The organism is Kocuria gwangalliensis, assembly GCF_039544365.1.
Classification (GTDB): Bacteria; Actinomycetota; Actinomycetes; order Actinomycetales; family Micrococcaceae; genus Kocuria; species Kocuria gwangalliensis.
On sequence record NZ_BAABLN010000009.1, the window covers coordinates 85,626 to 110,827 of the forward strand.

The 25,202-nt window shown below is 64.8% G+C and carries 20 protein-coding genes; 6 read left to right on the top strand and 14 right to left on the bottom strand.

Features of this window, described 5'->3' with window-relative positions; all coding sequences use genetic code 11:
* Nucleotides 1–160: 160 nt before the first annotated feature.
* The 13 genes from ABEA06_RS04615 to glyA form a co-directional block, all read right to left on the bottom strand.
* A complete protein-coding gene (locus tag ABEA06_RS04615) occupies nucleotides 161–1,624 on the bottom strand; it encodes a protein adenylyltransferase SelO (RefSeq protein WP_345310730.1) in 1,464 nt (487 codons plus the stop codon).
* 91 nt (nucleotides 1,625–1,715) lie between these two features.
* Entirely contained in the window at nucleotides 1,716–2,525 is an 810-nt protein-coding gene (locus ABEA06_RS04620; RefSeq protein ID WP_345310731.1) for an IS1096 element passenger TnpR family protein, read from the bottom strand.
* A gap of 137 nt (nucleotides 2,526–2,662) precedes the next feature.
* Nucleotides 2,663–3,259 (bottom strand): RNA 2',3'-cyclic phosphodiesterase, encoded by a 597-nt coding sequence (gene thpR / locus ABEA06_RS04625; RefSeq protein WP_345310732.1) that lies wholly within the window; start codon nucleotides 3,257–3,259, stop codon nucleotides 2,663–2,665.
* A 54-nt stretch (nucleotides 3,260–3,313) separates the two neighbouring features.
* A complete protein-coding gene (arsB, locus tag ABEA06_RS04630) occupies nucleotides 3,314–4,411 on the bottom strand; it encodes an ACR3 family arsenite efflux transporter (protein WP_312397460.1) in 1,098 nt (365 codons plus the stop codon).
* Nucleotides 4,412–4,505: 94 nt separating this feature from the next.
* Nucleotides 4,506–5,015, bottom strand: coding sequence for a metallophosphoesterase family protein (locus ABEA06_RS04635; protein ID WP_345310733.1), 510 nt, complete (start codon nucleotides 5,013–5,015; stop codon nucleotides 4,506–4,508).
* 16 nt (nucleotides 5,016–5,031) lie between these two features.
* Nucleotides 5,032–6,408, bottom strand: coding sequence for an L-serine ammonia-lyase (locus tag ABEA06_RS04640; protein ID WP_345310734.1), 1,377 nt, complete (start codon nucleotides 6,406–6,408; stop codon nucleotides 5,032–5,034).
* A gap of 69 nt (nucleotides 6,409–6,477) precedes the next feature.
* The gene (locus ABEA06_RS04645; RefSeq protein ID WP_345310735.1) at nucleotides 6,478–7,590 is read right to left on the bottom strand and encodes a YkvI family membrane protein; all 1,113 of its coding nucleotides are present in this window, start codon (nucleotides 7,588–7,590) and stop codon (nucleotides 6,478–6,480) included.
* Nucleotides 7,591–7,689: 99 nt separating this feature from the next.
* Nucleotides 7,690–8,580, bottom strand: coding sequence for a formyltetrahydrofolate deformylase (gene purU / locus ABEA06_RS04650; protein WP_345310736.1), 891 nt, complete (start codon nucleotides 8,578–8,580; stop codon nucleotides 7,690–7,692).
* A gap of 79 nt (nucleotides 8,581–8,659) precedes the next feature.
* Nucleotides 8,660–9,376, bottom strand: a complete 717-nt coding sequence (locus ABEA06_RS04655; RefSeq protein ID WP_345310737.1) for a sarcosine oxidase subunit gamma — start codon at nucleotides 9,374–9,376, stop codon at nucleotides 8,660–8,662.
* Nucleotides 9,369–12,281 (bottom strand): sarcosine oxidase subunit alpha family protein, encoded by a 2,913-nt coding sequence (locus ABEA06_RS04660; protein WP_345310738.1) that lies wholly within the window; start codon nucleotides 12,279–12,281, stop codon nucleotides 9,369–9,371. Before ABEA06_RS04660 ends, ABEA06_RS04655 begins: the two co-directional genes overlap by 8 nt.
* Nucleotides 12,278–12,574: a sarcosine oxidase subunit delta gene (locus tag ABEA06_RS04665; protein ID WP_345310739.1), complete on the bottom strand. Its 297-nt coding sequence runs from the start codon at nucleotides 12,572–12,574 to the stop codon at nucleotides 12,278–12,280. The genes ABEA06_RS04660 and ABEA06_RS04665 overlap by 4 nt, the downstream gene beginning before the upstream one ends.
* 11 nt (nucleotides 12,575–12,585) lie before the next feature.
* Nucleotides 12,586–13,803: a sarcosine oxidase subunit beta family protein gene (locus ABEA06_RS04670; protein WP_345310740.1), complete on the bottom strand. Its 1,218-nt coding sequence runs from the start codon at nucleotides 13,801–13,803 to the stop codon at nucleotides 12,586–12,588.
* Nucleotides 13,803–15,140, bottom strand: a complete 1,338-nt coding sequence (glyA, locus tag ABEA06_RS04675) for a serine hydroxymethyltransferase (protein WP_312396476.1) — start codon at nucleotides 15,138–15,140, stop codon at nucleotides 13,803–13,805. The genes ABEA06_RS04670 and glyA overlap by 1 nt, the downstream gene beginning before the upstream one ends.
* 226 nt (nucleotides 15,141–15,366) lie before the next feature.
* Here glyA and ABEA06_RS04680 point away from each other — a divergent pair, with 226 nt between their 5' ends.
* The 6 genes from ABEA06_RS04680 (at nucleotide 15,367) to ABEA06_RS04705 (ending at nucleotide 23,021) form a co-directional block, all read left to right on the top strand.
* Nucleotides 15,367–16,020 (top strand): GntR family transcriptional regulator, encoded by a 654-nt coding sequence (locus tag ABEA06_RS04680; protein WP_315275789.1) that lies wholly within the window; start codon nucleotides 15,367–15,369, stop codon nucleotides 16,018–16,020.
* Nucleotides 16,021–16,624: 604 nt separating this feature from the next.
* The gene (locus ABEA06_RS04685) at nucleotides 16,625–17,932 is read left to right on the top strand and encodes an MFS transporter (protein WP_315275787.1); all 1,308 of its coding nucleotides are present in this window, start codon (nucleotides 16,625–16,627) and stop codon (nucleotides 17,930–17,932) included.
* Between the two features lie 284 nt (nucleotides 17,933–18,216).
* A complete protein-coding gene (locus tag ABEA06_RS04690; RefSeq protein WP_312396480.1) occupies nucleotides 18,217–20,010 on the top strand; it encodes a BCCT family transporter in 1,794 nt (597 codons plus the stop codon).
* Nucleotides 20,007–20,786, top strand: coding sequence for a creatininase (locus ABEA06_RS04695; protein WP_345310741.1), 780 nt, complete (start codon nucleotides 20,007–20,009; stop codon nucleotides 20,784–20,786). The genes ABEA06_RS04690 and ABEA06_RS04695 overlap by 4 nt, the downstream gene beginning before the upstream one ends.
* 47 nt (nucleotides 20,787–20,833) lie before the next feature.
* Nucleotides 20,834–22,084 (top strand): M24 family metallopeptidase, encoded by a 1,251-nt coding sequence (locus tag ABEA06_RS04700; protein ID WP_345310742.1) that lies wholly within the window; start codon nucleotides 20,834–20,836, stop codon nucleotides 22,082–22,084.
* 148 nt (nucleotides 22,085–22,232) lie between these two features.
* Nucleotides 22,233–23,021, top strand: coding sequence for an IclR family transcriptional regulator (locus ABEA06_RS04705; protein ID WP_303382364.1), 789 nt, complete (start codon nucleotides 22,233–22,235; stop codon nucleotides 23,019–23,021).
* A gap of 12 nt (nucleotides 23,022–23,033) precedes the next feature.
* Here ABEA06_RS04705 and ABEA06_RS04710 read toward each other — a convergent pair whose 3' ends face one another.
* Nucleotides 23,034–25,121, bottom strand: a complete 2,088-nt coding sequence (locus ABEA06_RS04710) for a glycoside hydrolase family 15 protein (protein ID WP_345310743.1) — start codon at nucleotides 25,119–25,121, stop codon at nucleotides 23,034–23,036.
* Nucleotides 25,122–25,202 lie beyond the last annotated feature (81 nt).

The following is a 25,202-nucleotide window of genomic DNA, read 5'->3' on the forward strand; positions in this document are numbered from 1 at the left end:
GGGGACGACCAAGTACATGAATTTGCAGCAATACAGCACGTGCCCATCAGGGTGGCATGCCCGTAGGCCAATTTGAGGGAAGACACACCGCGAGCCACTGACTGGGACAAGAAGCTACGGCCGGGCGCAGAATAACGCGATTGGATAGCCGCTCCGGGGCTCAGGTCCCGCAGAAGGTGCGGTAGGGCCCGAAGTCCTCGGGCGCGGGTGCCGCGTAGCGTTGCAGGTCGGGGCGGTCGTGGTAGGGGTGGGTCACGGCGTCCAGGAGCTGGCCGAGCGGGCCCGTGTCGTCCTTCTCGGCGGCGGTGAGGGCCTCCTCGACCAAGTGGTTGCGAGGGATGTAGACGGGGTTGACCCGGTCCATCCGCGCCGCGTCCGGACCCAGGGCGCGCCAGCGCTCGGCCCAGGCATCGAAGGCCTCCGAGGTCGTGAACATGCCCCGGGCGGATCCGGAGTCACCACGGGCCGCCGCGCCCAGGTCCCGGAAGAACGAGGTGTAGTCCACGCGGTGCTCCCGCAGCAGGGCGATCAGCTCGTCGATCAGCGGCGCGGTGACCTCGCGGTCGAGATCCTCGGGCAGGCCGAGCTTGTCCCGCATACCCGCCGACCACGCGTCACTGTACTGCGCCCGGAACGCTCCGAGAGCCTCGCTCAACCGGGACACGGCGTTGTCCTGGTCGTCGTCCATGAGGGGCAGGAGGGTCTCGCCGAAGCGCGCGAGATTCCACTCCGCGACGAACGGCTGATTGCCGTAGGCATAGCGGCCGGTCTCATCAATGGAGCTGTAGAGCGCCCGCGGGTCGAAGGCGTCCATGAAGGCGCACGGCCCGTAGTCGATGGTTTCCCCAGAGATGGTCATGTTGTCGGTGTTCATCACCCCGTGGACGAAACCCACGAGCATCCACTGCGCGACCAACTCCGCCTGCGCGGCGACCACCGCCTCGAACAACGCGAGGTAGGGCTGCTCCGCATCCGCGGCGTCGGGGTAGTGCCGGTCGATCGCGTGGTCCGCGAGCCGGCGCAGCAGATCGACATTGCCCGTGGCCCGGGCGTACTGGAAGCTACCCACCCGCAGGTGGCTGCTCGCGACCCGCGTCAGGACGGCCCCGGGCAGCATGGTGTCCCGGCGCACCTGTCGCCCGGTGCCGACGACGGCCAGGGAACGGGTCGTGGGGATGCCCAGCGCGTGCATGGCCTCGCTGACGATGTATTCGCGCAGCATGGGCCCCACGGCGGCAAACCCGTCGCCGCCGCGCGAGAACGGCGTGGGGCCGGAGCCCTTGAGGTGGATGTCCCGGAGCCGGCCGGCGGTATCGGTGACCTCGCCCAGCAGCAATGCGCGCCCGTCACCGAGGCGCGGGGAGAACCCGCCGAACTGGTGCCCGGAGTACGCCTGCGCCACCGGGGCGGCACCCGGCGGGATAAGGTTCCCGACCAGCAGGCGCAGCCCATCGGAGGTGCGCAGCCATGCCGGGTCCAGGCCCAGGTCAGCGGCCAGGGGTTCGTTGAGCACGAGCAGGCGCGCATCGGGCACCTCCTGGCCGTGCCAGGGGACGGCCATCTCGTTGAGTTCCCGGGCGAACCGGTCATCCAGGACAATGGCGGGGTCGGGTGAAATGCTCACGCCTCCAGCTTACTCGCGCCCCCTGACTCGGACGTCCTGCTCAGGATGCTCGTCTTCGAGCGCGACACCGCGCTGGGGCGATGGCTGTTGGCTATCCGCCGCGTAGGGCGGTCAACAATTTTTCGGCCAATTGCTCATCACCCGGTGCGCTGCGCCAGGTCAGCCTGTTAATGACGGACAGTGCCACTGGCTCGGCCAATTGATGATGTTTCGCCAGCGCCATGGGGATACCCTCCGCAACAATTTCCAGCGCATCGTCGATCTCACATCCCGTCACCGCGACAATAAAACCATTGGCGTCCTGAGCCGCGATAGCCTCACGGACCCGGACTTTGTCGAGGGCGGGCACCTGATCATGCGGAGGCCACTCATGGGTCAGCATGGAATTCGGCTGCCCGGGCATCTCGGGCGCAGGACTTTCTCCGTCATCATCGCTCCATCTGCGCCCGTACTGATCGGGGACGCTGCCCCAACCCCAGTACGGCAGGGGTGCTGCGGGTTGAATACCCAGCACGTCCAGCGGATCGACCTTTTGATCTCCGACCACGCACCGATGCGTCCAGTCGTCACCGAAGTGGAAAGTGAATTGGAACTCGTCCCCAGGCTTCACTGTGCGGGTCACCTTGGCCGTGGCAATGTCAACGGGCGCGACGATAGGGCCTCTGATCGAACCGGCCATCTCCTCACCAGTCATCGAGTCCGTGACCACCCGCCCATCGGCGAGTGTGAACATCGACAGGTGCGAGCGATCCCAGCGACCAAAGGCGTCATTGATCGACTGCTCGAAATCCGCAAAAGTATGCCGGGGCCCCACAGCAAAAATCCGCCCCGGCGGTGGCCACAGCACCTCGCCGCGCCCGCCGAGCAACTCCACCGTGAGTGATAACCAGGTTCGTGCCATTCAACCAGGATGGCAGCTTAGGCCGCCTCTTCATACCCACCCTACGGGGTTATAACCCGAGGGCTGTTCGCTGACCGCGAGGCACCCGTGGTCATCCCGACGCTACCCGCCCCTGACCGGGGCCTCAGCCTGCTGGCTCACCGCCCCCGCAAGGGAAAGCGTTCCACCTCCTGATGCAGCGCACCCCCGCCCCGGCCCTCACCCAACACCGAGGCCATCAACCGGATCTCGCTGACGGTCCATTCGGGGCCCTCGTACACGGAGAGCGCGTGCACCACCTCCGACAGTTCGGGCGAGGGGCGCGCAATAGTGCGCGAGCGGCGTCGTTGTTCACGGGCCTTGCGGGTCCGCTCCGCGCGGGACATGCGCGCGACCGTAAGGTGGGCTCGTTGCCGGGCGCGCTCGTCCTCGTTGAGCGAGCAGGCGCGCATGAGCTCGACCATATTCTCGGCTTGACCGCCCAACCCCATCCACAGGGTGGTACCGGAGAACGACCCGGCCCCCCGCAAGCACGAGGTGAACGGCGCGGTCTCGCGGGCGACGCCGCTCAGATGCTCCGCAAGGTCGGGCACCGCGCCCTCGGGCTGGTCGCCGTAGAAACCGAGCGTGACGTGCCATTGCTCGGGATCGCCCCAGCGCAGGGCGGTGCCCGTAAGCTCACGAACTTCACGCAACGCACTGACCAAGTGCTCGCGTGCAGCGCGCGTGGGATAAACAGCGGCGAACAGCCTCATGAACCCACCCTAAATGGTGGGCGGCGGCTACTGCGTGAGTTCGGCCAGAAGGTGTCAGCGAGTGGGAACGGTGCTGTCACCGGGGAACAGTGTGCGGCCGGCCCACAGCGAGACGTAGACCAATGCCACCAGAACGGGAACCTCGATAAGCGGACCCACCACACCGGCGAGCGCCTGACCCGAGGTGACCCCGAACGTTGCGATGGCCACGGCGATCGCGAGTTCGAAGTTGTTGCCCGCGGCGGTGAACGCCACCGTGGTGGACTTGGCGTAGTTCAGGCCCATTCCGCGCGAGGCCAACAGGCCAATGCCGAACATCGCGAAGAAGTACACCAACAACGGCAGTGCAATCCGCGCGACGTCCCACGGGTTGGAGGTGATGGCATCGCCCTGGAGCGCGAACAGCAAGACGATGGTGAACAGCAAACCGTAGAGAGCGAACGGGCCGATCGCGGGCAGGAACGTGTTCTCGTACCACTCTCGCCCTTTGGCGCGTTCGCCGAGAGTTCGCGTGAGGAATCCCGCCAGCAAGGGGATCCCCAAGAACACCAGGACGGACAACACAATGGCACCCATGCTGAACTCGGCGCTCGTGGTGGGCAGCCCCAGCCAGGAGGGCAGGAGCTGCAGGTAGAACCAGCCCAGCAGACCGAACGCCATCACCTGGAACACCGAGTTGATCGCAACCAGAACTGCGGCGGCCTCCCGGTCGCCGCAGGCCAGGTCGTTCCAAATCAGCACCATGGCGATACAGCGGGCCAGACCCACGATGATCAACCCGGTGCGATATTCGGGCAGGTCCGGAAGGAAGATCCACGCCAGGGAGAACATCAGCGCGGGACCCACGAGCCAGTTGAGCACCAAGGAGAGACCCAACAGCTTGCGATCCCCCGTGACCCGGTGGGTCTCGTCATAACGCACCTTGGCCAGCACCGGGTACATCATGACCAGCAGGCCGATGGCGATGGGCAGTGAGACCTCACCGACCTTCACCGCTTCGAGTGCGGTGCCCAGGCCGGGGACCACCCGCCCCAGGAATAGGCCGACCACCATGGCCGCAATGATCCACGCGGGCAGCCAACGATCCAGGAAGGACATGTCCTTGACCACCCCGTGCTGTGCCGCAGGACGGTCGATGATGGTGTCGCTCATGAGAACGTTCAAGCCTTTCACGGTGATGTTTGTCTATGCGTGACCGTAATGGTCCTGTGGACAAGCATCAATTCGCTTCCGCGCCCTCGAGTGATTACGTGCGAGGAGGCAACCGGACCAGCTCGACCGAGGTGAGCGCGCCGTCGTCGGCGGTGACCCGCATGTACGTGCAGTGCGGCTGGCGGCGGCGATCCGTGGGTGAGCCCGGGTTGAGGAGGCGCATGCCCGCGGGAGATACGGAATCCCAGGGGATGTGGCTGTGGCCGAAGATCAAAACGTCGGTGTCTGGGAAGGCCTTGTCCATGCGTTTCTCGCGCCCGGTCGATGCTCCGGACTCATGCGTCATGGCAAATCGCAGGCCCTCCATGTCCCAGTGAACGGTCTCGGGCATGAGCTCCCGTAATTCCGGACCGTCATTATTGCCCCACACGGCGATCAAGCGCTGGGACCTGTTCCGGAGGGCCTCAAAGGTGTCCAGGTCCACCCAGTCGCCGGCGTGGATCACGACATCTGCGGCGTCGACCTCGTCCCACACCTGATCCGGGAGGGCTTTGGCGCGCTTGGGGAGGTGGGTGTCGGCAAGGAGAAGAATGGATGTGCTCACCGCTCTATTGTGGCGCTCAGCACTCAATCACGTTGACCGCCAGGCCACCGCGGGATGTTTCCTTGTACTTGACCTTCATGTCCGCGCCGGTCTCACGCATGGTTTTCACGACCTGGTCGAACGAGACTTTGTGTTCGCCGTCCCCGTGCATGCACAGCCGCGCTGAGTTGATGGCCTTGACACTGGCAATCGCGTTGCGCTCGATGCACGGGATCTGCACCAGACCGCCCACGGGGTCGCACGTCAGACCCAGGTTGTGCTCGATCCCCAGTTCGGCGGCGTTCTCCACCTGCCGCGGGGTGCCACCGATCACGGCGCACAGGCCCGCCGCCGCCATGGCGCACGCCGAGCCCACCTCGCCCTGACAGCCGACCTCTGCGCCGGAAATGGACGCGTTTTCCTTGATGATGATGCCGATTGCCGCGGCGGTCAGGAGGTAGTTGATCACTCCGTCGTCGTTGGCATCCTCCATGAAACGCGTGTAGAAGTGCAGCACCGCCGGGATGATGCCCGCCGCACCATTGGTGGGCGCGGTGACGATGCGACCGCCGGACGCGTTCTCCTCGTTCACCGCGAGCGCCCACAGGTTGACCCAGTCCATGCCGCGCATGGGGTCGTTGTCCGCTTCCTTGGCGCGCAGGCGACGCCGCAATTCCGGCGCCCGACGCCGCACTTTCAGTCCCCCGGGCAGCGTCTTCTCCTCGCGCGTGCACCCGTTCTCCACGCACTCCTGCATCACGTCCCAGATGTGCAGCAGTTGAGCCCGAGTCTCCTCCGCGGGGCGCCACGATTCTTCGTTGGCGATCATGACCTGGGCAATGGACAGACCCTCGGTCTCACAGACGGCGAGCAGCTCGTCACCGGTGTTGAACGGGTACTTCACGGGGGTGGTGTCCGCCACGACCTTGTCCGAGCCGGACGCTGATTCGTCCACCACGAAACCGCCGCCCACCGAGTAGTAGACGCGTTCGCGCAGAAGCTCGCCGGCGGCGTCGTAGGCTTCGAAACTCATGCCGTTGGGGTGAGTGGGCAACGACTTACGGCGGTGCATGATCACATCGTTCGAGCGGTCGAAACTGATCTCCCGCCGGCCGCCCAGCAGCAGCTTCTGGGCGTCAGTGGCCCCGCGAACCTGATCGTCCGCAGAGTCGGTATCCACGGTCTCGGGGTCCTCGCCCATCAGGCCCAGGATCACGGCCTTATCGGATCCGTGACCCCACCCCGTGGCGCCCAGGGAGCCGAAGAGCTGGGAATGCACGCGGGCTACCGGTTCCAGCAGTCCGTCCCTCTCAAGACCCTCGACGAACAGCCGGGCGGCCCGCATGGGTCCCACGGTGTGTGATGAGGACGGACCGATTCCGACCGAGAACAGATCCAATGCGCTCAGTGCCACGAGCTCACCTCCGGTTTTCTGGGGGACTGGTCCCCGAACACTATCAATGATGGCTTCTGCGTCGTGAGCTCATACAGACCGCCTGCGCATGACACGACCACACGTTTTCACAATCATCAACACCAGTAAGAGGATTCCCACGTAGCCGTTGATGACATAAACAAGATTGACCATCTGCGAAAACGGAAGCAGGAGACCCATGACCGCACCGACCGCCGCCAGCGCTATCGCGAGGTACTTGAACTTTCGGGTGTTGTCCGCAAAGAACCTTGAAGAGACCGTCCACAACAGGGGCACGGCCGTGGTGTAAATGCCGGCGATGATCATCACCGAAATACCGGCGGCCAGTGCCGAGCTGAAGTCCTTGGCTAGCACCAACATCGGGATCTCCGTCCCGTTGACCCGCGCTATGTTGGCGAGCAGCCCCAAACCGACCACCACGCACGCCGCCGAGAACACCACACCACCCACCAGGCCACCGGACACGGCTTCCTTGCGACTGCGAGCAGTTTTACCGAGTGCCGTAAGGAACGCAGCCAGCCACAACATACAGAATCCCACATAGGACAACCCGGCCATGAACCAGTTGGTCGATGCTTGGGTGAGCTCAAGGTCGGGCAGCATGGCGTTCCCCGCCGCGATGTTCCCTGGTTCACGGATGAACCCCAGGACCCCCAGTGTCACCGCGACGATCACGATCACGGGCCCGATTTTGCCGATCACATCCACCAGGTTCTTCAACCCGAACCAGACCGTCGCACTCACCACGATCGCCAACCCCGCACCGCCCAGGTACTTGGGCAGCCCGTAGTGCTCCTCGAACACGGCCCCCGCGCCGGAGACCATCACTGTGAAGCTGAGGAACACGAAAAGGATTGAGAAGTAGTCGAAGAACGTGCCCAGGTACTTGCCCGCGTAGTACTGGAAAATCATGGAGGGGCGCTCGAACTTCTGCGCATGACCCACGAAGAAGAATTCAACGGCCACATAGGTGATCAAGATCATCACCACGGCACCCGTACCGATGATCCCCTGGAACCCATAGGACGCGAAGTACTGCAGTATCTCTTGACCCGTTGCGAAGCCGGACCCGATGAGGAAGGCGATGATCGCCCCCGCATAGGTGAGCACGCGCAAAATACTCGTGTGCTCGACCGTGTCCAGCCGATTTCCCGTTCTCATTGGCGACGCCATAATGTTTTCCTTTCACCCGGCGGAGGGTTCTATACCGGGTCGTGCGCTCGAAACCGTTGCGGTGGTCGACCTGGGTGACCACATCGGCTACCGCAACACCACCGTGCGGTGCCCGGAGAGAATCACCCGGCCTTCGCAGTGCCACCGAACGGCGTTGGACAGTGCCTTGCATTCTGAGTCCCGCCCCGCGGCCACCAGGTCCTCCGGGCCGTAGGTGTGATCGGCTTCCACCACCTGCTGAGCAATGATGGGGCCTTCATCCAGTTCGTCACTCACGTAGTGTGCGGTGGCCCCCACGGTCTTCACCCCGCGTTCGTACGCCTGGTGGTACGGTTTGGCGCCCTTGAAACTGGGGAGGAACGAGTGGTGGATGTTGATGACCCGCCCCCGCATGCGTTCCACAAGGGACTCACTCAGTACCTGCATGTACCGGGCGAGTACCACCAGATCCACGGTGTACTGGTCCACCAGGTCCAGGAGTCGTGTCTCCGCCTCCGGCTTGTTCTCCTTGGTTACGGGCACGTGATGGAAGTCGATGCCGTGCCATTCCACCAGTCCTTGGTGATCCAGATGGTTGGACACCACCGCCACGATCTCAATGGGAAGTTCCCCCACTCGGGCACGGAACAGCAGATCATTGAGGCAGTGACCGTACTTGGAGACCATCACCAGCACGCGGCGCTTCTGCCCGTGAGGTCGCAGCTCCCAGTTCATGTGGAACCGTTGCGCCACCGGCTCCAAGTCCGCCCGCAGCGCTTGCTCATACAGTGCCTCACCCCTGGATGACACCACGTGGACGCGCATGAAGAACCGTTCCTGACGGCGATCGTCGAACTGCTTCAGTTCCGCAATGGTGCACCCGTGCTCAAGCAGCACGCCGGTGACCGCGTGCACGATACCCACGTCCTCCGGGCAGTCGAGGGTCAGAACCAGTTCGGTGGTCTCAGCGCCGGTGCGCGCCCGTTGTACGTCCGTCACGAGGCAACTCCTTCTTCGATCTTTCACGACTGTGGTGGTTCCGCCCGTGAGCTGATGGTGACCGTCACGGGCGGAACCCTCAGGCGACTTCTTCCCCGGAGTACTCCACCATCGCGTCCAGGAGCCACCGGACCGTGTAATCGGCGAAGGACGCCCTGGGCATGATCCGGTAGGTGAGGTCCTCCGTCTGCCACAGCAGGACGGGTACCGGACCCAGCAACGTGGACACCGCCCGCCCGGGGGTGAAGCTGCGCGGGTGCAGATCCACGTGGCAGCCCTTCTCCAAGACGGCGCGCGCCGAGGGCCCGGACAGCTCCAGCGTGGTGCGGTTGGCGGACAGGTCCACGGCCTGCCCGGCCGGGCCACCCTCGACGAAGACCGCCGCGAGCTTCTGCGCGAGCGGGTGGGTGGCCAGGGTGGGCAGGGCGCCCGGGTCGCGCTCGGAGCGGGTGTCCAGTCCGGGCACGGGGGCGACCTCGTCCCCGGTGACGGCCAAGAACTCGTCCGGGCCCAGCCACACCACGGCTGCCTCCGAGGTGTCCCCCGTGACCTCACCGCATGCGGCGGGGAGCCCCACGCCGAGCACCTCGGTGACCGCCTCCGCGGCGGGGGTCCCCGGCGTCACCCTGATCCCGACCATGGTCAGGAAAGGCACCTCCCGCAGACTCACCCCGCGCTCGCCGGACACGCTCGCACTCTTCATCTCCCCGGCCAGGTGCTCGACGGGGCTGCGGCGCAAGTGCGCCGCGTGCTCCGCCGTGCGCTCGGCCCTGTTCATCATGGTTTGCTCAGCCATCTCGACGCTTTCCTTCCGGGTCGTAAACGACGGGTTCGGCCACCAGCACGTCCACCAGCTGCCCGTCCAGGGGTGCCTGCAGGGTCTCACCGATGCGGTTGCGGCCGTCCTTGATCAGGGCCAGCCCGAAGGTCCGACCCAGCGCGGCACTGTTGTAACTGGAGGTCACATGCCCCTCCATGGGCACGGGTCCCTCCTGAGGAGTGATCGGTGTGCCCTGTTTAACCAGCTGGGTACCTTCCGGCAACCTGTAGTCGGTGTCCACGGGCAGCACGGCGACCAGTTCCTTGCGCACCTCGCCCTCCAGCCCCTTGCGGAAGTACGAGCGGTTGCCAATGAAGTCCTTACGCTTGGACACCACCCAATCCATCCCCAGATCCTGCGGGGTGACGGTGCCGTCCGTGTCCTGACCCACGATCGGGAAGGCCTTCTCGGCACGCAGCACGTGCATGGTCTCGGTGCCGTAGGGAGTGATGCCGTACTCCTGACCGGCCTGCCACACGTCCTCGAAGACCTCCGCTCCCCACCACGTGGGCACGTTGATCTCGAACGCGAGTTCCCCCGAGAACGAGATCCGACAGATGCGCGCGGGGATCCCGCTGGCCAGGGAGACCTCACGGTAGGCCATGAACGGGAACGCGTCGTTGGACACGTTCAGCTCCGGTACGAGCTTGGCGACCACGTCCCGGGAACGGGGCCCGGCCACGGCCACGGTGGTCCACTGCTCAGTCGCGGAGGTGCACACCACGTCCAACTCCGGCCACTCGGTCTGCAGCCACTCCTCGAGCCAGTCCAGCACGTTGGCGGCCCCACCGGTGGTGGTGGTCATGAAGTATCGGTCCTCGTCCAGCCGCAGCGTCACGCCGTCGTCGAAGACCATGCCGTCCGGCTTGCACATCACGCCGTAGCGGCCCATACCGGGCTTCAGTTTCTTGAACGCGTTGGTGTAGACGCGGTTGAGGAACTCCCCCGCGTCCTTGCCGCGGATCTCGATCTTGCCCAGGGTGGTCGCGTCCATGAACCCCACGGAGTTGCGGACCGCCGCGCACTCGCGCAGCACCGCGGCGTCCATGTCCTCCCCGTCCTGGGGGTAGTACCACGGCCGCTTCCACTGCCCCACGTCCTCGAACTTCGCACCGTGCGCCAGGTGCCACTCGTGGGGCGCGGACAGCCGGGCAGGGTCGAACATCTGCCCGCGCTGGGTACCCGCGAGCGCCACGAAGGCCACCGGGGTGTAGGGCGCACGGAAGGCGGTCACGCCGATCTCGTCCGGGGAGCTGCCGCCCAGCGCAGTGGCGATCACGCCCATGGTATTCACGCTGGAGGTCTTACCCTGGTCATTGGCCGTGGAGATCGAGGTGTAGCGCTTGACGTGCTCCACCGAGCGCATCCCGGCACCCAGCGAGCGCATCACGTCCTTGACGGCCTGGTCGCGTTGGAAGTCCACGAAGTGCTCGTCCCACGTGCCGGGCTCGCCCTCGGCGCCGGGGACCAGCCACAGCGGGCGCACGAGCCCCGGGGACTCCGGGTCGGTCGTGGCGGCACGCGCCGTGGCGGCGAATCCCGCTGCGGAGGCCGCGTTCGCCCCGGCCTGCGCCCCTTCGACCAGGCACCCGGCCAGGTCCAGGGTGCCCGCGGTCCCTCCGGCCACATGCTGGCCCGCCATCGCGGTCTCGGGCACGAACGCCGCGATCGTCTCGTTCCAGCGCAACGGACCGCGGCGCTGGTTGTGCAGGTGGATCACGGGGTTCCAGCCACCGGACACCGCCAGCAGATCCGCCTCGAAGGTCTCGGGCTCTCCGGTGAGTTCGCCCGCGTCGTCGAGCGCGCTGACGACGACGCCGCTCACGCGCCCGTCCGCGTCGGCGGTGGTGTCGATCACGGCCGAGCCGTAGCGCACGGACAGACCGGTGGCCCCGGCGACCTCTGCGGAGACCGCGGAAGCTTGAGGGCGGGCATCCACGATCCCGGCGACCGTGATGCCGCGTTCCACGAGATCCGCCACGAGCCGGTAAGCGGAGTCATTGTTGGTCGCGACCACCACGGTGGAGCCGGCCGCGGCGCCGTAGCGGTTGAGGTAGCTGCGCACCGCGGAGGCCAGCATGATCCCGGGGCGGTCGTTGTTGCGGAAGACCACGGGACGCTCGTGGGTGCCCTGGGCGAGCACCACTTGCTGAGCGCGTACGTGCCACACTCGCTCCCGGGACACGCCCTTGGGCACCTCTCCCGTGAGGTGGTCGGTGCGGCGCTGGACGGCCACCACGTAGTTACTGTCGTAGCTGCCGATGGCGGTGGTGCGGGTGAGCACCGTGACCTCTTCGGCCGCCTCCAGCTCGGCGCTCACGCGCTCCACCCACTCGTGGGCCGGGACTCCATCGATGCGCTCACCGTTGCCGGACAGCAAGGCCCCGCCCGGGCGCGGCTGGTCGTCCATGAGGATCACCCGGGCGCCGGAGGCCGCGGCGTCCCGGGCTGCGGACAGCCCCGCCGGGCCCGCACCGATCACGAGCACGTCCGTGTGGACGTACTTGCGGTCGTAGTAGGCGCGGTCGGTACCGGGGTCCAGCTGCCCGTGACCTTCGAGGTAGACAGCGTCCATCCCGGGGGTCAATTCGGTGACCGTGGCCTGCAGCATGGACTCGGCCACCTCCTGCTCGTGCCGGGGGGAGACCTTGATCAAGGCATTGGGCTCCTCCACACCGGCGGAGTACAGCCCACGGGGGCGGCGCCGGTACATGGACGGGGCACAGTCGATCTTGCCGTTGGCCACCAGGGCGGAAGCCACGGTGTCCCCGCGGTAGCCCGTGTACGGGACACCCTCGAAGGTGAAGCCCACCGTGGTGGAACGGTCGATGCCGTGCCCGGCGGCGCGCTCGGCCGCCAGGCGATGGGTTTGCTCGCTCACAGGGCACCTCCAACATTTCCCAGGTCCGGCCGGGGATCGCTGATCTTGTACTCGGTCTTGAACTCGTAGGTCACCGTGTCACGCACCGCGTTGAACCAGCGGCGGCAGCCGGCGTTGTGAGCCCAGCGCTCGGACAGCAACCCCCGCGGATTGGCGCGGTAGAACAGGTAACGGGCCCACTGCTGGTCGTCCAGCTCGAACGGGTCCTCGGGGTAGGGCACGTGGGCCTCCCCGCCGTAGTGAAATTCGGTCTCATCCCGTGGACCGCACCACGGGCAATTGATCTGCAGCATGTTCGCTCCCTCTAGTGCGCCACGGCGGCGGCGCCGTGCTCGTCGATCAGCATGCCCGTCTCGAACCGTTCGAGACTGAAGGCCTCGTTGAGCGGGTGTGGTTCGTCATGGGCAATGGTGTGCGCGAGCGTGAAGCCCGCCCCCGGGGTTCCCTTGAAACCGCCGGTGCCCCAGCCGCAGTTGACGTAGAGCTGATCCACGGGTGTCTTGGACACGATCGGGGAGGCGTCCAGCGTGACGTCCACCACTCCACCCCACGTGCGCAGCACGTGGGCCCGGGCGAAGATCGGGAACAGCTCCACCGCGGCGGCCATTTGCTCCTCGATCACGTGGAACGAACCGCGCTGGCCGTAGCCGTTGTAGGCGTCAATGCCGGCACCCATGACCAGCTCACCCTTGTGCGCCTGGGAGACGTACACGTGGACGTGGTTGGACATCACCACGGTGGGGTGGACCATCTCGTGCAGTTCGGAGACGAGAGCCTGCAGCGGGTGGGACTGGATGGGCAGCTCGAAGCCCGCCAGTTCGGCCAGCACCGAGGAGTTACCCGCACCGCACAGCGCGACCTTGCCGGCGTTGATCCGGCCCCGGCTGGTCTCCACAGCGATCACCCGTCCGGCTTCCTTCACGAAACCGGTGACCTCGCAGTTCTGGATGATGTCCACGCCCATCTCGTCGCATTTGCGGGCGAAGGCCCATGCCACGTGGTCGTGCTTGGCAATACCCGCGCGCGGCTGGTAGGTGGCGCCCATGATCGGGTACCGGATGTCGTCACCGATGTTGATGATGGGGCACAGTTCCTTGACCTGCTGGGGGTCGATCCACTCCGCGTCCACGCCGTTGAGCTTGTTCGCATTCACGCGCCGTGTGCTTTCACGTACGTCCTGCAGAGTGTGGGCCAGGTTCAGCACCCCGCGCTGGGAGAACAGGAAGTCGTACTCGAGTTCGTCCGGCAGCTGCTCCCACAACTTCAAGGAGTGCTCGTACATCCCCGAGGACTCGTCCCACAGGTAGTTGGAGCGGATGATGGTGGTGTTGCGGGCCATGTTGCCGCCGCCCAGCCAACCCTTCTCCAGCACGGCCACGTTGGTGATGCCGTGGTGCTTGGCCAGGTAGTAGGCGGTGGCCAGCCCGTGCCCGCCACCGCCTACGATCACCACGTCGTAGGAAGGTTTGGGGTCCGGGTTGCGCCACAGGAAATCCGGGTGATCCGGCAAGAGATCAGCCATCAGGACACTCCGTTCATCGCCGCTTCGGCGTAGTCATGGGTGGATTCGGCGTCAGCATTGCTCGCCGAAAGTTCGGGGTAGAGCGGGAAGGCGGCGGCCAGGGCGTTCACGCGCTCGCGTAGGCCGTCGAGGGCGGCGGCGTCGTCGGCGGCCGTCAGCAAGGTCCGGGCAATGATGTCGGCGACCTCGCGGAACTCGTCGGGGCCGAATCCTCGGGTGGCCAACGCGGGGGTGCCGATCCGCAACCCCGAGGAGACCATGGGCGGGCGCGGGTCGAAAGGCACCGCGTTACGGTTGACCGTGATGTCCACTCGGTGCAGCAGGTCCTCGCCCTGCTTGCCGTCCAGCTGGGCGTTGCGCAGATCCACAAGCACCAGGTGCACGTCCGTGCCGCCGTTGACCAGCCCGATCCCCTGCTCCGCCACGTCATCGTGCAGCAGTCGCTCGGCCAGGATTTTGGCGCCCTCGAGGGTGCGGCGCTGCCGGTCCTTGAACTCTTCACCGGCGGCGTACTTGAAGGCCACGGCCTTCGCCGCGATCACGTGCTCGAGCGGGCCGCCCTGCTGGCCGGGGAACACCGCGGAGTTCATCTTCTTGGCCAGCTCCTGCTTGCACAGGATCACCCCGCCGCGTGGGCCGCCCAGGGTCTTGTGCGTGGTGGTGGTCACCACGTCCGCGTGGGGCACGGGATTGGGGTGCAGGCCGGCGGCCACCAGACCGGCGAAGTGGGCCATGTCCACCATGAGGTAGGCCCCCACCTGGTCCGCGATCTCGCGGAAGCGCGCGAAATCCAGCTGGCGGGTGTAGGCGGACCAGCCGGCCACGATCAGCTTGGGCCGGTGTTCGACGGCGAGGCGCTCGACCTCGGCCATGTCGATCTCCAGGTCCTCTTCCGACACGCCGTAGGCCACCACGTTGTAGAGCTTGCCGGAAAAATTCAGTTTCATGCCGTGGGTCAGGTGACCACCGTGAGCCAGGTTCAACCCCAGAATCGTGTCCCCTGGGTCCAACAGCGCGAACATCGCCGCGGCGTTGGCCTGCGCCCCCGAGTGAGGCTGCACATTGGCGTGTTCGGCGCCGAACAGGTCCTTGACCCGGTCGATGGCCAGTTGCTCGATCACGTCCACGTGTTCACAGCCGCCGTAATACCGACGGCCGGGGTAGCCCTCCGCGTACTTGTTGGTGAGCACCGACCCCTGCGCCTGCATCACCGCCATGGGCGCAAAGTTCTCGGAAGCGATCATTTCCAGGGTTCCTTGCTGGCGTCGCAGCTCGGCTTCGATGGCCTCGGCCACTTCAGGGTCGCCCTGGGCGAGATGAGTATTCAGATCGACCATCCTCGGCCTCCTCAGGTGTTGCTCCGTCTTCTGATACGTAATTGATATATCAGGCTGTGATCCAAGTTACGGTCACGGTGGCGACCCGTCAATGGGTTTCCGAAATTTTTTCTAATCGGTGTCATCCGGGCCGGTACGGGGTCCGGACGCCACGACCCCGGTGAGCCATCGGCCGGCCGGCACGAAGCCCGGTTAGAATCTGGTCGGAATCGAGAGGAAGGGCCGGATGAAGAACACGGGATCAAGCGCATCGTTGGCTACTCGGGCGTTCGAACTTCTCCAGGACAGGCTCATCTTCTTGGACATCGCCCCTGGCGATCCGCTGAACGAGACGCAGCTGGGACTCGAGCTGGAGGTGGGTCGCACTCCGCTGCGTGAGGCACTGAAGCGACTGGAGTCCGAGCGGCTGGTGACCACTTTCCCTCGTCGCGGCACGTTCGCCACCTCCGTGGACATCACCGTGCTCTCCGAGGTCTCGGAGGTCCGGGAGGTGCTCGAACCCCTCGCCGCGCGGCTGGCCGCACAGCGGCTGGATCACCGCTCACGCGGTGAGCTCGAGAACCTCAAGGGTCAGCTCGATGCCGCCTCCCCGGGAGATTCCTCCGACCCCCAGGACGCGTTGCGCTGGGACAGCACGATCCACCGTGCCCTCTACCATGCCGCCGGCAATGCCCACCTCGAGGCCACGCTGGTTCGGTACGGGAACCTGGCCACCCGGATCTGGTGTCTGGCCGCCACCCGGAACCCCACTCCCACGGAACACATCGCGGTCCACTCGCAACTGCTGGATGCCGTCCTGAGTGGCCGCGGTGAGGACGCCGCGGAGATCATGCGCGAGCACGTGGGCGAGTTCGAGCAGCACATGCGCAAGGTGCTCTGACACCTCACGGGGCCACCGGACAGTGTTGGCGACGGTTCGGCATAGCGGAATCCTTGACGACCGCCGCATTTTGGACACACACGCATCCCCAGCCCGACCCGGGGACAGTCGGATCGGGCTGGGGAACGGCGAGGGTCTTCGAGACCGTGTCCTTGAACTGCGGGAGACCGTTCAGGTACTCCACCACTGAATCGTCCCACCGGTCTCCGCGCCCTCCGTTCCCCGTCCGGCGAGAAGGCGGACGCCCGCCATGAGAAGCCCGTGCCCCGCGCGAGTGGCGCCATCATGGTTAAGATGGATCTCTAACAGTGTTGCAAAAAAGACAACATTGTTGCGTTGATTGGACCTTACGGGTTGGGCCGTCTTCTTCTTACTCTTGCACTTGTCGAAGCATTAAACCCCCGCAAAAATTGCCTAAGAGTCCCCATTTCTACTGGGCCGGCCGGAGAATCTGCCTCTGAGCCTTGACCTTGTCGTGTGATGCAGCTTACATTTGCACAACCAGCTTGCGCTCACTGCAACTGGACCGGTCATCAAGTGAGTTCTCCACTGCCACTGAATCACACACTTGCTTCTACTCGGCAGGTCGCTCGAAAGTAATCCCGTGGCACAACAAACATCCGGCACCACCTCGAAGGTGGTCACCCAGAGCGAGCGACGCCGAGTCATTGCGGCGAGCTTCGTGGGCAACTTCGTGGAGTGGTTCGATTACGCGGTTTACGGCTATTTAGCCGCGACCATCTCCCGGGTGTTCTTCCCGGACTCAGACCCACAGACAGCCTTGCTCGCGACTTTCGGGCTCTTCGCCATCTCGTTCTTCATCCGCCCGATAGGCGGGTTCGTATGGGGTCACATCGGGGACAAGATTGGGCGGACGGTGGCTTTGTCGTTCTCCATCCTGGTGATGTCCGCAGCCACATTCGCTATCGCTCTGATCCCCGATTACAGAACTATCGGCATTGCGGCGCCCATTCTGTTGTTGGTCGTGCGTGTGGTCCAAGGGTTTTCCGCCGCAGGCGAGTATGCGGGCGCGTCGGCCTTCCTGGTGGAGTACGCCCCGGACCACAAGCGAGGGGTCTATGCAGCGGTGGTACCGGCAAGCACGGCCAGTGGCCTACTCTTCGGCTCGTTGTTCGTCGCCGGGCTCACGGCCATCCTCTCCGACGATCAGATGCTGTCCTGGGGCTGGAGAGTCCCGTTCCTCTTAGCAGGACCAATGGGTCTCATCGGCCGATACATCCGTAACCGGCTCGAGGACGCACCCGTGTTCCGTGAACTCGCGGAACAGGAACAGACGAAATCAACCCCGGTTCTGGACATGTTCAAGTACCACTGGTGGACATTGCTCCGCACCATCGGCGCAGTACTACTGAACGCGGTGGGCTTCTACATACTGCTCAGCTACATGCCCACGTACCTCCACGAGGAAGTGGGACTTGGCCAGACCGAGTCCTTCATTGCTACGTCCATTGCCCTGGTCACATATGTGGGATTTATTTTCCTGACAGGGATGGCCTCAGATCGATTCGGCCGCAAGAAAGTCCTGATGGCGGCGTCTATCAGCTTCATGGTGCTCACGGTGCCCATCTTCATGCTCTTGGACACCGGCTCATTTGTCCTGATCCTCATACTTCAAGTAGTCCTCGGGGCCATGCTGACTCTCAACGACGGGACACTACCTAGCTTCCTGGCCGAAGCTTTCCCCACCCGAATGCGCTACAGCGGTTTTGCTGTCAGCTTCAACGTCTCCAATGCTTTATTCGGCGGCACCGCGCCTTTCATGGCCACTCTTTTGATTTCAGCTCTCAATACTCCATTGGCACCTGCGTGGTACTTGGTGGTCGCAGCCCTTGGATCTTTGATCGCCGTAGCCGTCTCCAAAGAGACTGCAGGCCGCCCACTCACCCATTGATCGCGTTTGTCCCTACACCTTCCGTTGCGCTTGGGTCGCAGAACTGACAAGTGTTGCAACAAAGTTGCGCACAGGTTCCGTTCGACTGAACTTTACGTGGTGGGATCCCGCGCACTCGCTTGAAGATCGCGGATTCATGAGAACTCTTGACCAATGAGGTGTGATGCTGTTCACTTTACTTGCAACACCGTATTGCTAGATGCAACTTCGTTAGAGAGATCATCACCCAGCTTTTTTCGACAGAACGGTCGTCGGCAAGGCCGTCGGCGATGGAAGGAGGTCGCATGGCCCGGTTAAGAGACCAGCAGGTCACGGACCGCACGGGCGAAGCAGTGCCCGAGGCAGATCAGCAGCTGAAGGTTTCGCTTCCACGGTTCCGAGGACGGGTGATCCCACCGGTCGATCGAACGATCATCACGGTCCTGCCCCCGCTGTTGATCATCGCGGTCATCGTGGCCGTCAGCGTCAATCCCGACGGGTCGGCTCGCGTCATCAACGATCTTCGGACGTGGGTGACCTCCGGATTCACCTGGTGGTTCGTGCTCTATTCCTTGACGGCCATCGCAGTGTGCGCGTGGTTGGCGTTCAGCAAGATCGGCCGGGTTCGACTGGGCGGCCCGAAGGCTCGGCCCGAGCACAGCAAGTTCGCCTGGTACTCGATGCTGTTCGCCTGCGGGCAGGGCGTGGGACTGATCTTCTGGTCCGTTGCCGAGCCCATGCTGCTGGGCGACGAGGCTCCCGTGGTCCCCGGCTCCGACAGCCCGGGGGAACCCGGGATGGTCTGGGCCTATTTCCACTGGGGATTGACCGCGTGGGCGATGTACTGCGTGGTTGCCCTCTGCCTTGCCTACTCCCACCATAATCTGGGGAAGACCCTGACCTTCCGTGAGGCCACCGTTGACATCCTCCCCGCACCCCTGCAGCGTTCCGCAGGCGTGATTGTCGAACTATTGGCCATCATCGCCACCGTCCTGGGTCTCGCGACTTCTTTCGGTTTCGCCGTGATGCAGTTCACCAGCGGCCTGTCCACCTTCACCGGCGTGGAGCCGAGCATCACCGTATGGGTCATCGTCATCGTCGCACTAGCCGCGTTCGCCGCTTTCTCGGCATTCGTCGGGGTCAACAAGGGCATGAAGCGCATCAGCGAGGCCAACTCGGTGCTCAGTATCGTGCTGGTCGTGGGGGTCTTCCTCTTCGGCCCCATCGTTTTCGTTCTTTCGAACCTGACGCAGACCTTCGGTACCTTCATCTACAACTTCATCCCGATGAGCTTCTGGTCCGACTCCGGCACAGCCGGTGCCCCGCTCGAGAGCTGGTCCGATAGCTGGAGTGGACCGTGGACAGTCTTCATCTGGTGCTGGGTGATCGCCTTCTCCCCCTTCGTCGGGGGATTCATCGCCAGGATTTCCCGTGGTCGCACCATCCGGGAATTCATCCTGGGCGTGACCATTATCCCGTCGTTGATCGTCATGATCTGGATCGGCATCATTGGATCCGCCGCGGTGTACTACAACCAGCAAAGCAGCGGTGAAATTGCAGATAAGGTCGCCGCAGACACCTCCTCCGGTCTGTTCGCAGCGCTCGAAATGGTCCCGCTCGTGGGAGGGATCCTCCTGGTGGTGGCCACCATCCTCGTGGCGACCTACTACGTCACCAGCCTTGACTCAGGGACCTACGCGCTTGCCGAGTTCGTGTCCGCACCCCGGAAGGCCGGTCCGTGGTTTCGGGTGGTCCTGGTTGTGAGCATTGCCGCCGTGGCGACCGCGCTCCTGTCCATCGGTGGCACCTCGGTGGTCGACACGGTCCAGACCGGCACCATCATCGGGGCCTTCCCCTTCTCCTTCATCATCTTCCTGATGATCGCCAACCTGATCCGCAGGCTGGTCACACGGACCAAGGACAGCAGGAGACTCGAGAAAGAGATCAACGACCCGAATCCTCGCCCTGAAGACGACTACGTGGACGAGCACGGTCTCCCCACCGGAGAGATGCCCATCCTCACCGACACCTCCGTCGCGGATTCCCGCCGGCCTTCCACCGCGCCGGATGAAGATCCCATGAAAGGGGGACACGCGTGAAAACTTCCCTGCTCGCACATGCCACGGCACCTGAATTCTCCAACTGGCTCGACAACGAACGCGCCACAGTCCTGGTCCCCGTGGGAGCGCTCGAACAACACGGGCCCCACCTCCCCCTGGGAACCGACAGCCTGCTCGCGACCGCCGTGAGCCTGGGGGCGGCCGAGCGCACCGGCGCCAAGGTGGCCCAGACTCTCAACTACGGATACAAATCCCAGCAGAAGTCCGGCGGGGGAAACCACTTGCGGGGCACCCTGAGCCTCGATGCCGACAGCTTGATCGGCATCACCCGGGACATCACCCGCTCGTTCCTGCAGCAAGGTGTCCGCAACCTGGTGTTCGTCAACGGCCACTACGAGAACTACCAATTTCTCTACGAGGGCGTGGACCTGGCGCTGCGTGACCTCGGCCTGTCCGACCCCGCCGGCCCGTCGGTCCTGCTGTTGTCCTACTGGGACTACGTTTCCGAGAGCACCCTCGCAACCGTGTACCCCCAGGGCTTCCCTGGCTGGGACATCGAACACGGCGGAGTCCTCGAAACCTCGCTCATGCTCCACCTGCACCCCGAACTGGTGCATATGGACGAGGCCGTGGAACACGGCCCCGCCCTGCTCCCCCGGTTCGACCGACTACCGGTCGTTCCGGAACGGACCCCGGACACGGGCGCACTGTCCGCGCCGAGCGGTTCCACGGCGCAGAAGGGACGGCTGCTGTTCGAGCAGACCGTTGCGGACTTGGCCACCGATCTTTCCACCGAACTCGGGCTCGAGCGCTGAACACACGCCCCCGAGTCCGAACATCCACACCACACGAAGGAGAAATAATGAACACCGATACCCCCGCCACGTCCGTCTCCGACCTCGAACGCCTCAAAGTCCTGCACAACGGCGAGAAAACGCCCCTGACCTTCTCGGACGCGGAGTTCGAGCGTCGGTTGGGCGGGCTACGCCAGATCATGGCGGAGAAGGACCTGGACGCCGTGGTGCTCACCAGCTACCAGGGCATCAAGTACTACTCCGATTTCCTGTTCACCTACTTCGGCCGTTCGTACGCCCTCGTGGTCACCCCCGAGGACTCCGTCTCGGTGACGGCCAACATCGACGCAGGCATGCCGTGGCGGCGCAGCTACGGCGAGAACATCGTCTACACCGACTGGCGCCGTGACAACTTCTACTACGGCGTCCAGCAGGCCTTGCAGGAACGCGGGATCCCCGCGAAGCGCCTCGGCGTGGAGGACGACACGATGCCCGAGCTGATCCGCCGGCGTTTCCGGGAGACCTTCCCGGACGCCGAGCTGGTGGACGTCTCCCAGGACTCCATGCGTCAGCGGACGATCAAGTCCGCGGAGGAGATCGAGGTCATCAAGCACGGCGCCCGCATCGGTGACCTGGGTGGTGAGGCCATCCGCAACGCCATCCGCGAGGGCGTCATGGAGTACGAGGTGGCGCTGGCCGGCACCGAGGCCATGGTCCACGAGATCGCCCGCACCTTCCCGGATTCCGAGATCCGCGACACGTGGGTGTGGTTCCAGTCCGGGATCAATACGGACGGCGCCCACAACTGGGCCACCACCCGTAAGCTGCGCCGCGGGGACATCCTCTCCCTGAACTGCTTCCCCATGACCAGCGGCTACTACACGGCCCTGGAACGCACCCTGTTCCTGGGTGAGCCGGACGCGGAATCCCTGCGACTGTGGAACATCAATGTGGAGGTCCACGAGGCCGGCTTGGAACTCATCAAGCCCGGCGCCGTCTGCAAGGACATCGCCGCGGAACTGAACAAGATCTACGTTTCCCACAACCTGCTGCCCAACCGCACCTTCGGCTACGGGCACTCCTTCGGTGTGCTGTCCCACTACTATGGCCGCGAGGCGGGCCTGGAGCTGCGTGAAGACATCGACACCGTTCTGGAACCGGGAATGGTCGTGTCCATGGAACCCATGATCACCGTCCCGGAGGGTCAGCCCGGGGCGGGCGGGTACCGTGAGCACGACATCCTGGTGGTGGGCGAGGATGGCGCCGAGAACATCACCAAGTTCCCGTACGGTCCGGAGAAGAACATCGTGGACGCCTGATCCGCACTACCGGGCACCGCACCCCGCATGGAGGTGCGGTGCCGAACGGGTGGGGGCCGTGGGGCGGTAACACCGTCTCACAGCCCCCACCCGTTCAGTACCGAGCGCCCCGGCCCACTGCACACCCCTCCGGAAGAACGGAACACCCATGAGCGCAACCTCCCAGCAACCGGGGCGGCCGCGAGGCAGCTCGGTGATCGACCATGCCCTGGCCGTCCTGCGCTGCTTCTCGGCGGAGGAACCACTTCTGGGGGTCACCGAGATCGCAAACCGGGTGGGGCTGCACAAGTCCTCGGTGTCCCGGATCCTCGCCACGTTGGAGAACTCGGACGTGGTCGAGCAGGATCCCGTGTCCCGCCAGTTCCGCCTGGGGATGGGGCTCATCACGGTGTCCGGCCCGCTGTTAGCCACCATGGACGTGCGGCGCGTGGCCTACCCGCACATGCAGGAACTCACGGCGCAGACCGGGGAGACCACCGCGCTACTGCTGTGGAACGGCTTCGAGGCGGTGTGCGTGGAACAACTGTCGAGCCCCCACCCGATCAAACACACCTCCCCCCTGGGCACCCGGTACAACACCGCGTACAGCTCCTCCGTCCAACTATTCCTCTCCGACCAGCCCGAACCGCGCATCCGGTCCCTGGTGCTGTCGGGTGCCATAGAGCTACCCGTCCAGGACGAACCCCACGTAGCGAACTACCTGCAGAAACTGGCGGAGGTCCGGCTCTCGGGAGTGGCCCTCAACTACGGCAGGACCTCCGTGGACGAGGTGGGCATTTGCGCCGGGATCCGGGATCACCGGGGCGATCTGGTGGCCGGACTCATGGTCGCAGCACCACGTTTCCGCGTGGGCGAGGAACAGGCGCGGCATATGTGCCACGCAGCGAGTCTCGCGGCCACTGAGATTTCCCGCCGCATGGGCCACACCGGCGCCTAAACGGCGGACCGATCACTCACCCGCCTCCCTCAGCGCATCCGCCGCACGAATCAACCCCAGGTGACTGAACGCCTGGGGGAAGTTGCCCGCCATCCTGTGCGCGACGACGTCGTACTCCTCGGCCAGCAGGCCCAGGTCCGATGAGAACCCGACCGTGGTGCGCATGAGCTCGCGAGCCTCGTCCAACCGGCCCGAACGCGCGTACTGCTCCACGAGCCAGAAAGTGCAGATCACGAACGGGTACTCGTGGCCTTTCAACCCGTCCATGGACTGACCGGATTCGAGGGTGCGGTAGCGCCAAACCTGCCCATAGTCGCCCTGCAGGTCCTCCTCGATCCGCGCGGTCGTGCGCAGCATGGCCGGATGATCCGGCTCGATGAACCCGGTGTGCGGCAGCTGCAGCAGGGAGGCGTCCACCTCGGTATTGTCGTAGGTCTGGGTGAAGATCCCGAGTTCCTCGTTGTAACCCTTTTCCCAGATCTCGTCATACAGGCGGTCCCGCAACGTGGTCCAGTGCTCGACGTCGCCCACGAGCCCGTGCTCCCGCACGGCCCGGATGCCCTCGTTGAACGCGGCCCACATCATCACGCGCCCGTGCGTGAAGAAATGCGGTTCACCACGCATCTCCCAGATCCCGTTGTCCGGCACGTCCATGTGGATCTCGCAAAAAGCGATGAGGTTGCACTGCAACCCCCACGAGTAGTCGTTCTCCTTGATCCCGGCCTCACGCAGGGTGGCCAGGGCGATCATCACCTCGCCCACGACATCCGCCTGGTACTGGCCCACGGCACCGTTGCCCACGCGCACGGGAGTGGAGGCTTCATAGCCGCTCAGGTGCGCCAACTCGTATTCCGCGAGATTGCGCCGCCCGTCGATGCCGTACATGATCTGCAGCTGATCCGGGTCCGCCGCGACCGCTCGCAGCAACCAGTCCCGCCACAGGAGCGCGCCGTCCTGGTGGTCGTGCTGCACCAGAACCTCAATGGTCAGCGCCGCATCCCGCAGCCACGTGTAGCGGTAGTCCCAGTTCCGCTCCCCGCCGAAGTCCTCGGGCAGGCTCGCGGTGGGGGCGGCCACAATGCCACCGGTCTCCGAATGGGTCAGCGCACGCAACACGAGCAGCGAGCGCGATATCGCCTCGTCGTACTCACCGTCAAAGGTCACGTCGGAGGCCCAGTCGCGCCAGAACTCTTCGGTGGCCTGCTGCGCGAGGCCCGGTTCCGCCGGAACGGGGAGTTGATCGTAGGAGTGACACCATGTGAGCACCCAGTCCATCCGCTCACCGGCGGAAAGATCGAACGTGCCGTGATGGCCCCGTCGCAGACCTTCGAGGACGCGAATGTCCGCGCCGGGGCCGTGCGCCTTCTCGCCGCGCGACGGCACGGACTTTCCATCGTGATCCACGAGGTAGGGCTTCAATTGAGGCCCGGTCAGCAGTAATGCGTCCGGGCCGGCCACGGCAAGCAGACCGTGCTGCACATCCCGCCTGGCCGCAGCCTTTTTTGCCGCGTGGCGCACTCTGCCGCGGAAATTCTTGTACGAGCCGGCATCGGTTCGGCTCTTGAACGAACGCTCCAAGTGACCCTGACCGTCCTGTTGGCGCAGGTCCTGGTTGGTGCCCACCGGGTGCGGTTCCGTGCCGGAGCGTGACGGGTGAGCGGCGTCGTCGTGATCGTGGGGTTGATCACCGGGCGGGTTGAGTTCTACGCGGCGGATCCACGGGGTGACCCTGCCGTAATCGAAGCGGATGCGCAGATCATGCTCCACCTGGACCGTGCCTTCCAGGCATTCCACGCGACGCACCAGGTCCGCGTGGGCGTCACTGGGCGGCAGGAAGTCCGTGACCCGAACACGGCCGGTGGGGGTGCGCCACTCGGTTTCCAGCACGAAAGTTTGGGGGATGTAACGGCGCGAGACCACCTCGCCGTCCACCGCGGAGAGCTTCCAGCGACCGTTGTCCTCGTCGCCCAGGATCGAGCAGAACACCGCGGGGGAATCGAAGCGCGGGAAACACAACCAGTCCATGCTGCCCTCTCGGGACACCAACGGCCCGGTGTGGAGATCGGCCAGCAGCGCGTAATCCTCAAGAGGGGTGCTCATGGCCCTCATTCAATCATCAGCAACCTGCGGACACCTGGGAGATTACGCCTCCGCCGGTTCACCCGGGTGCCATAACGTAGG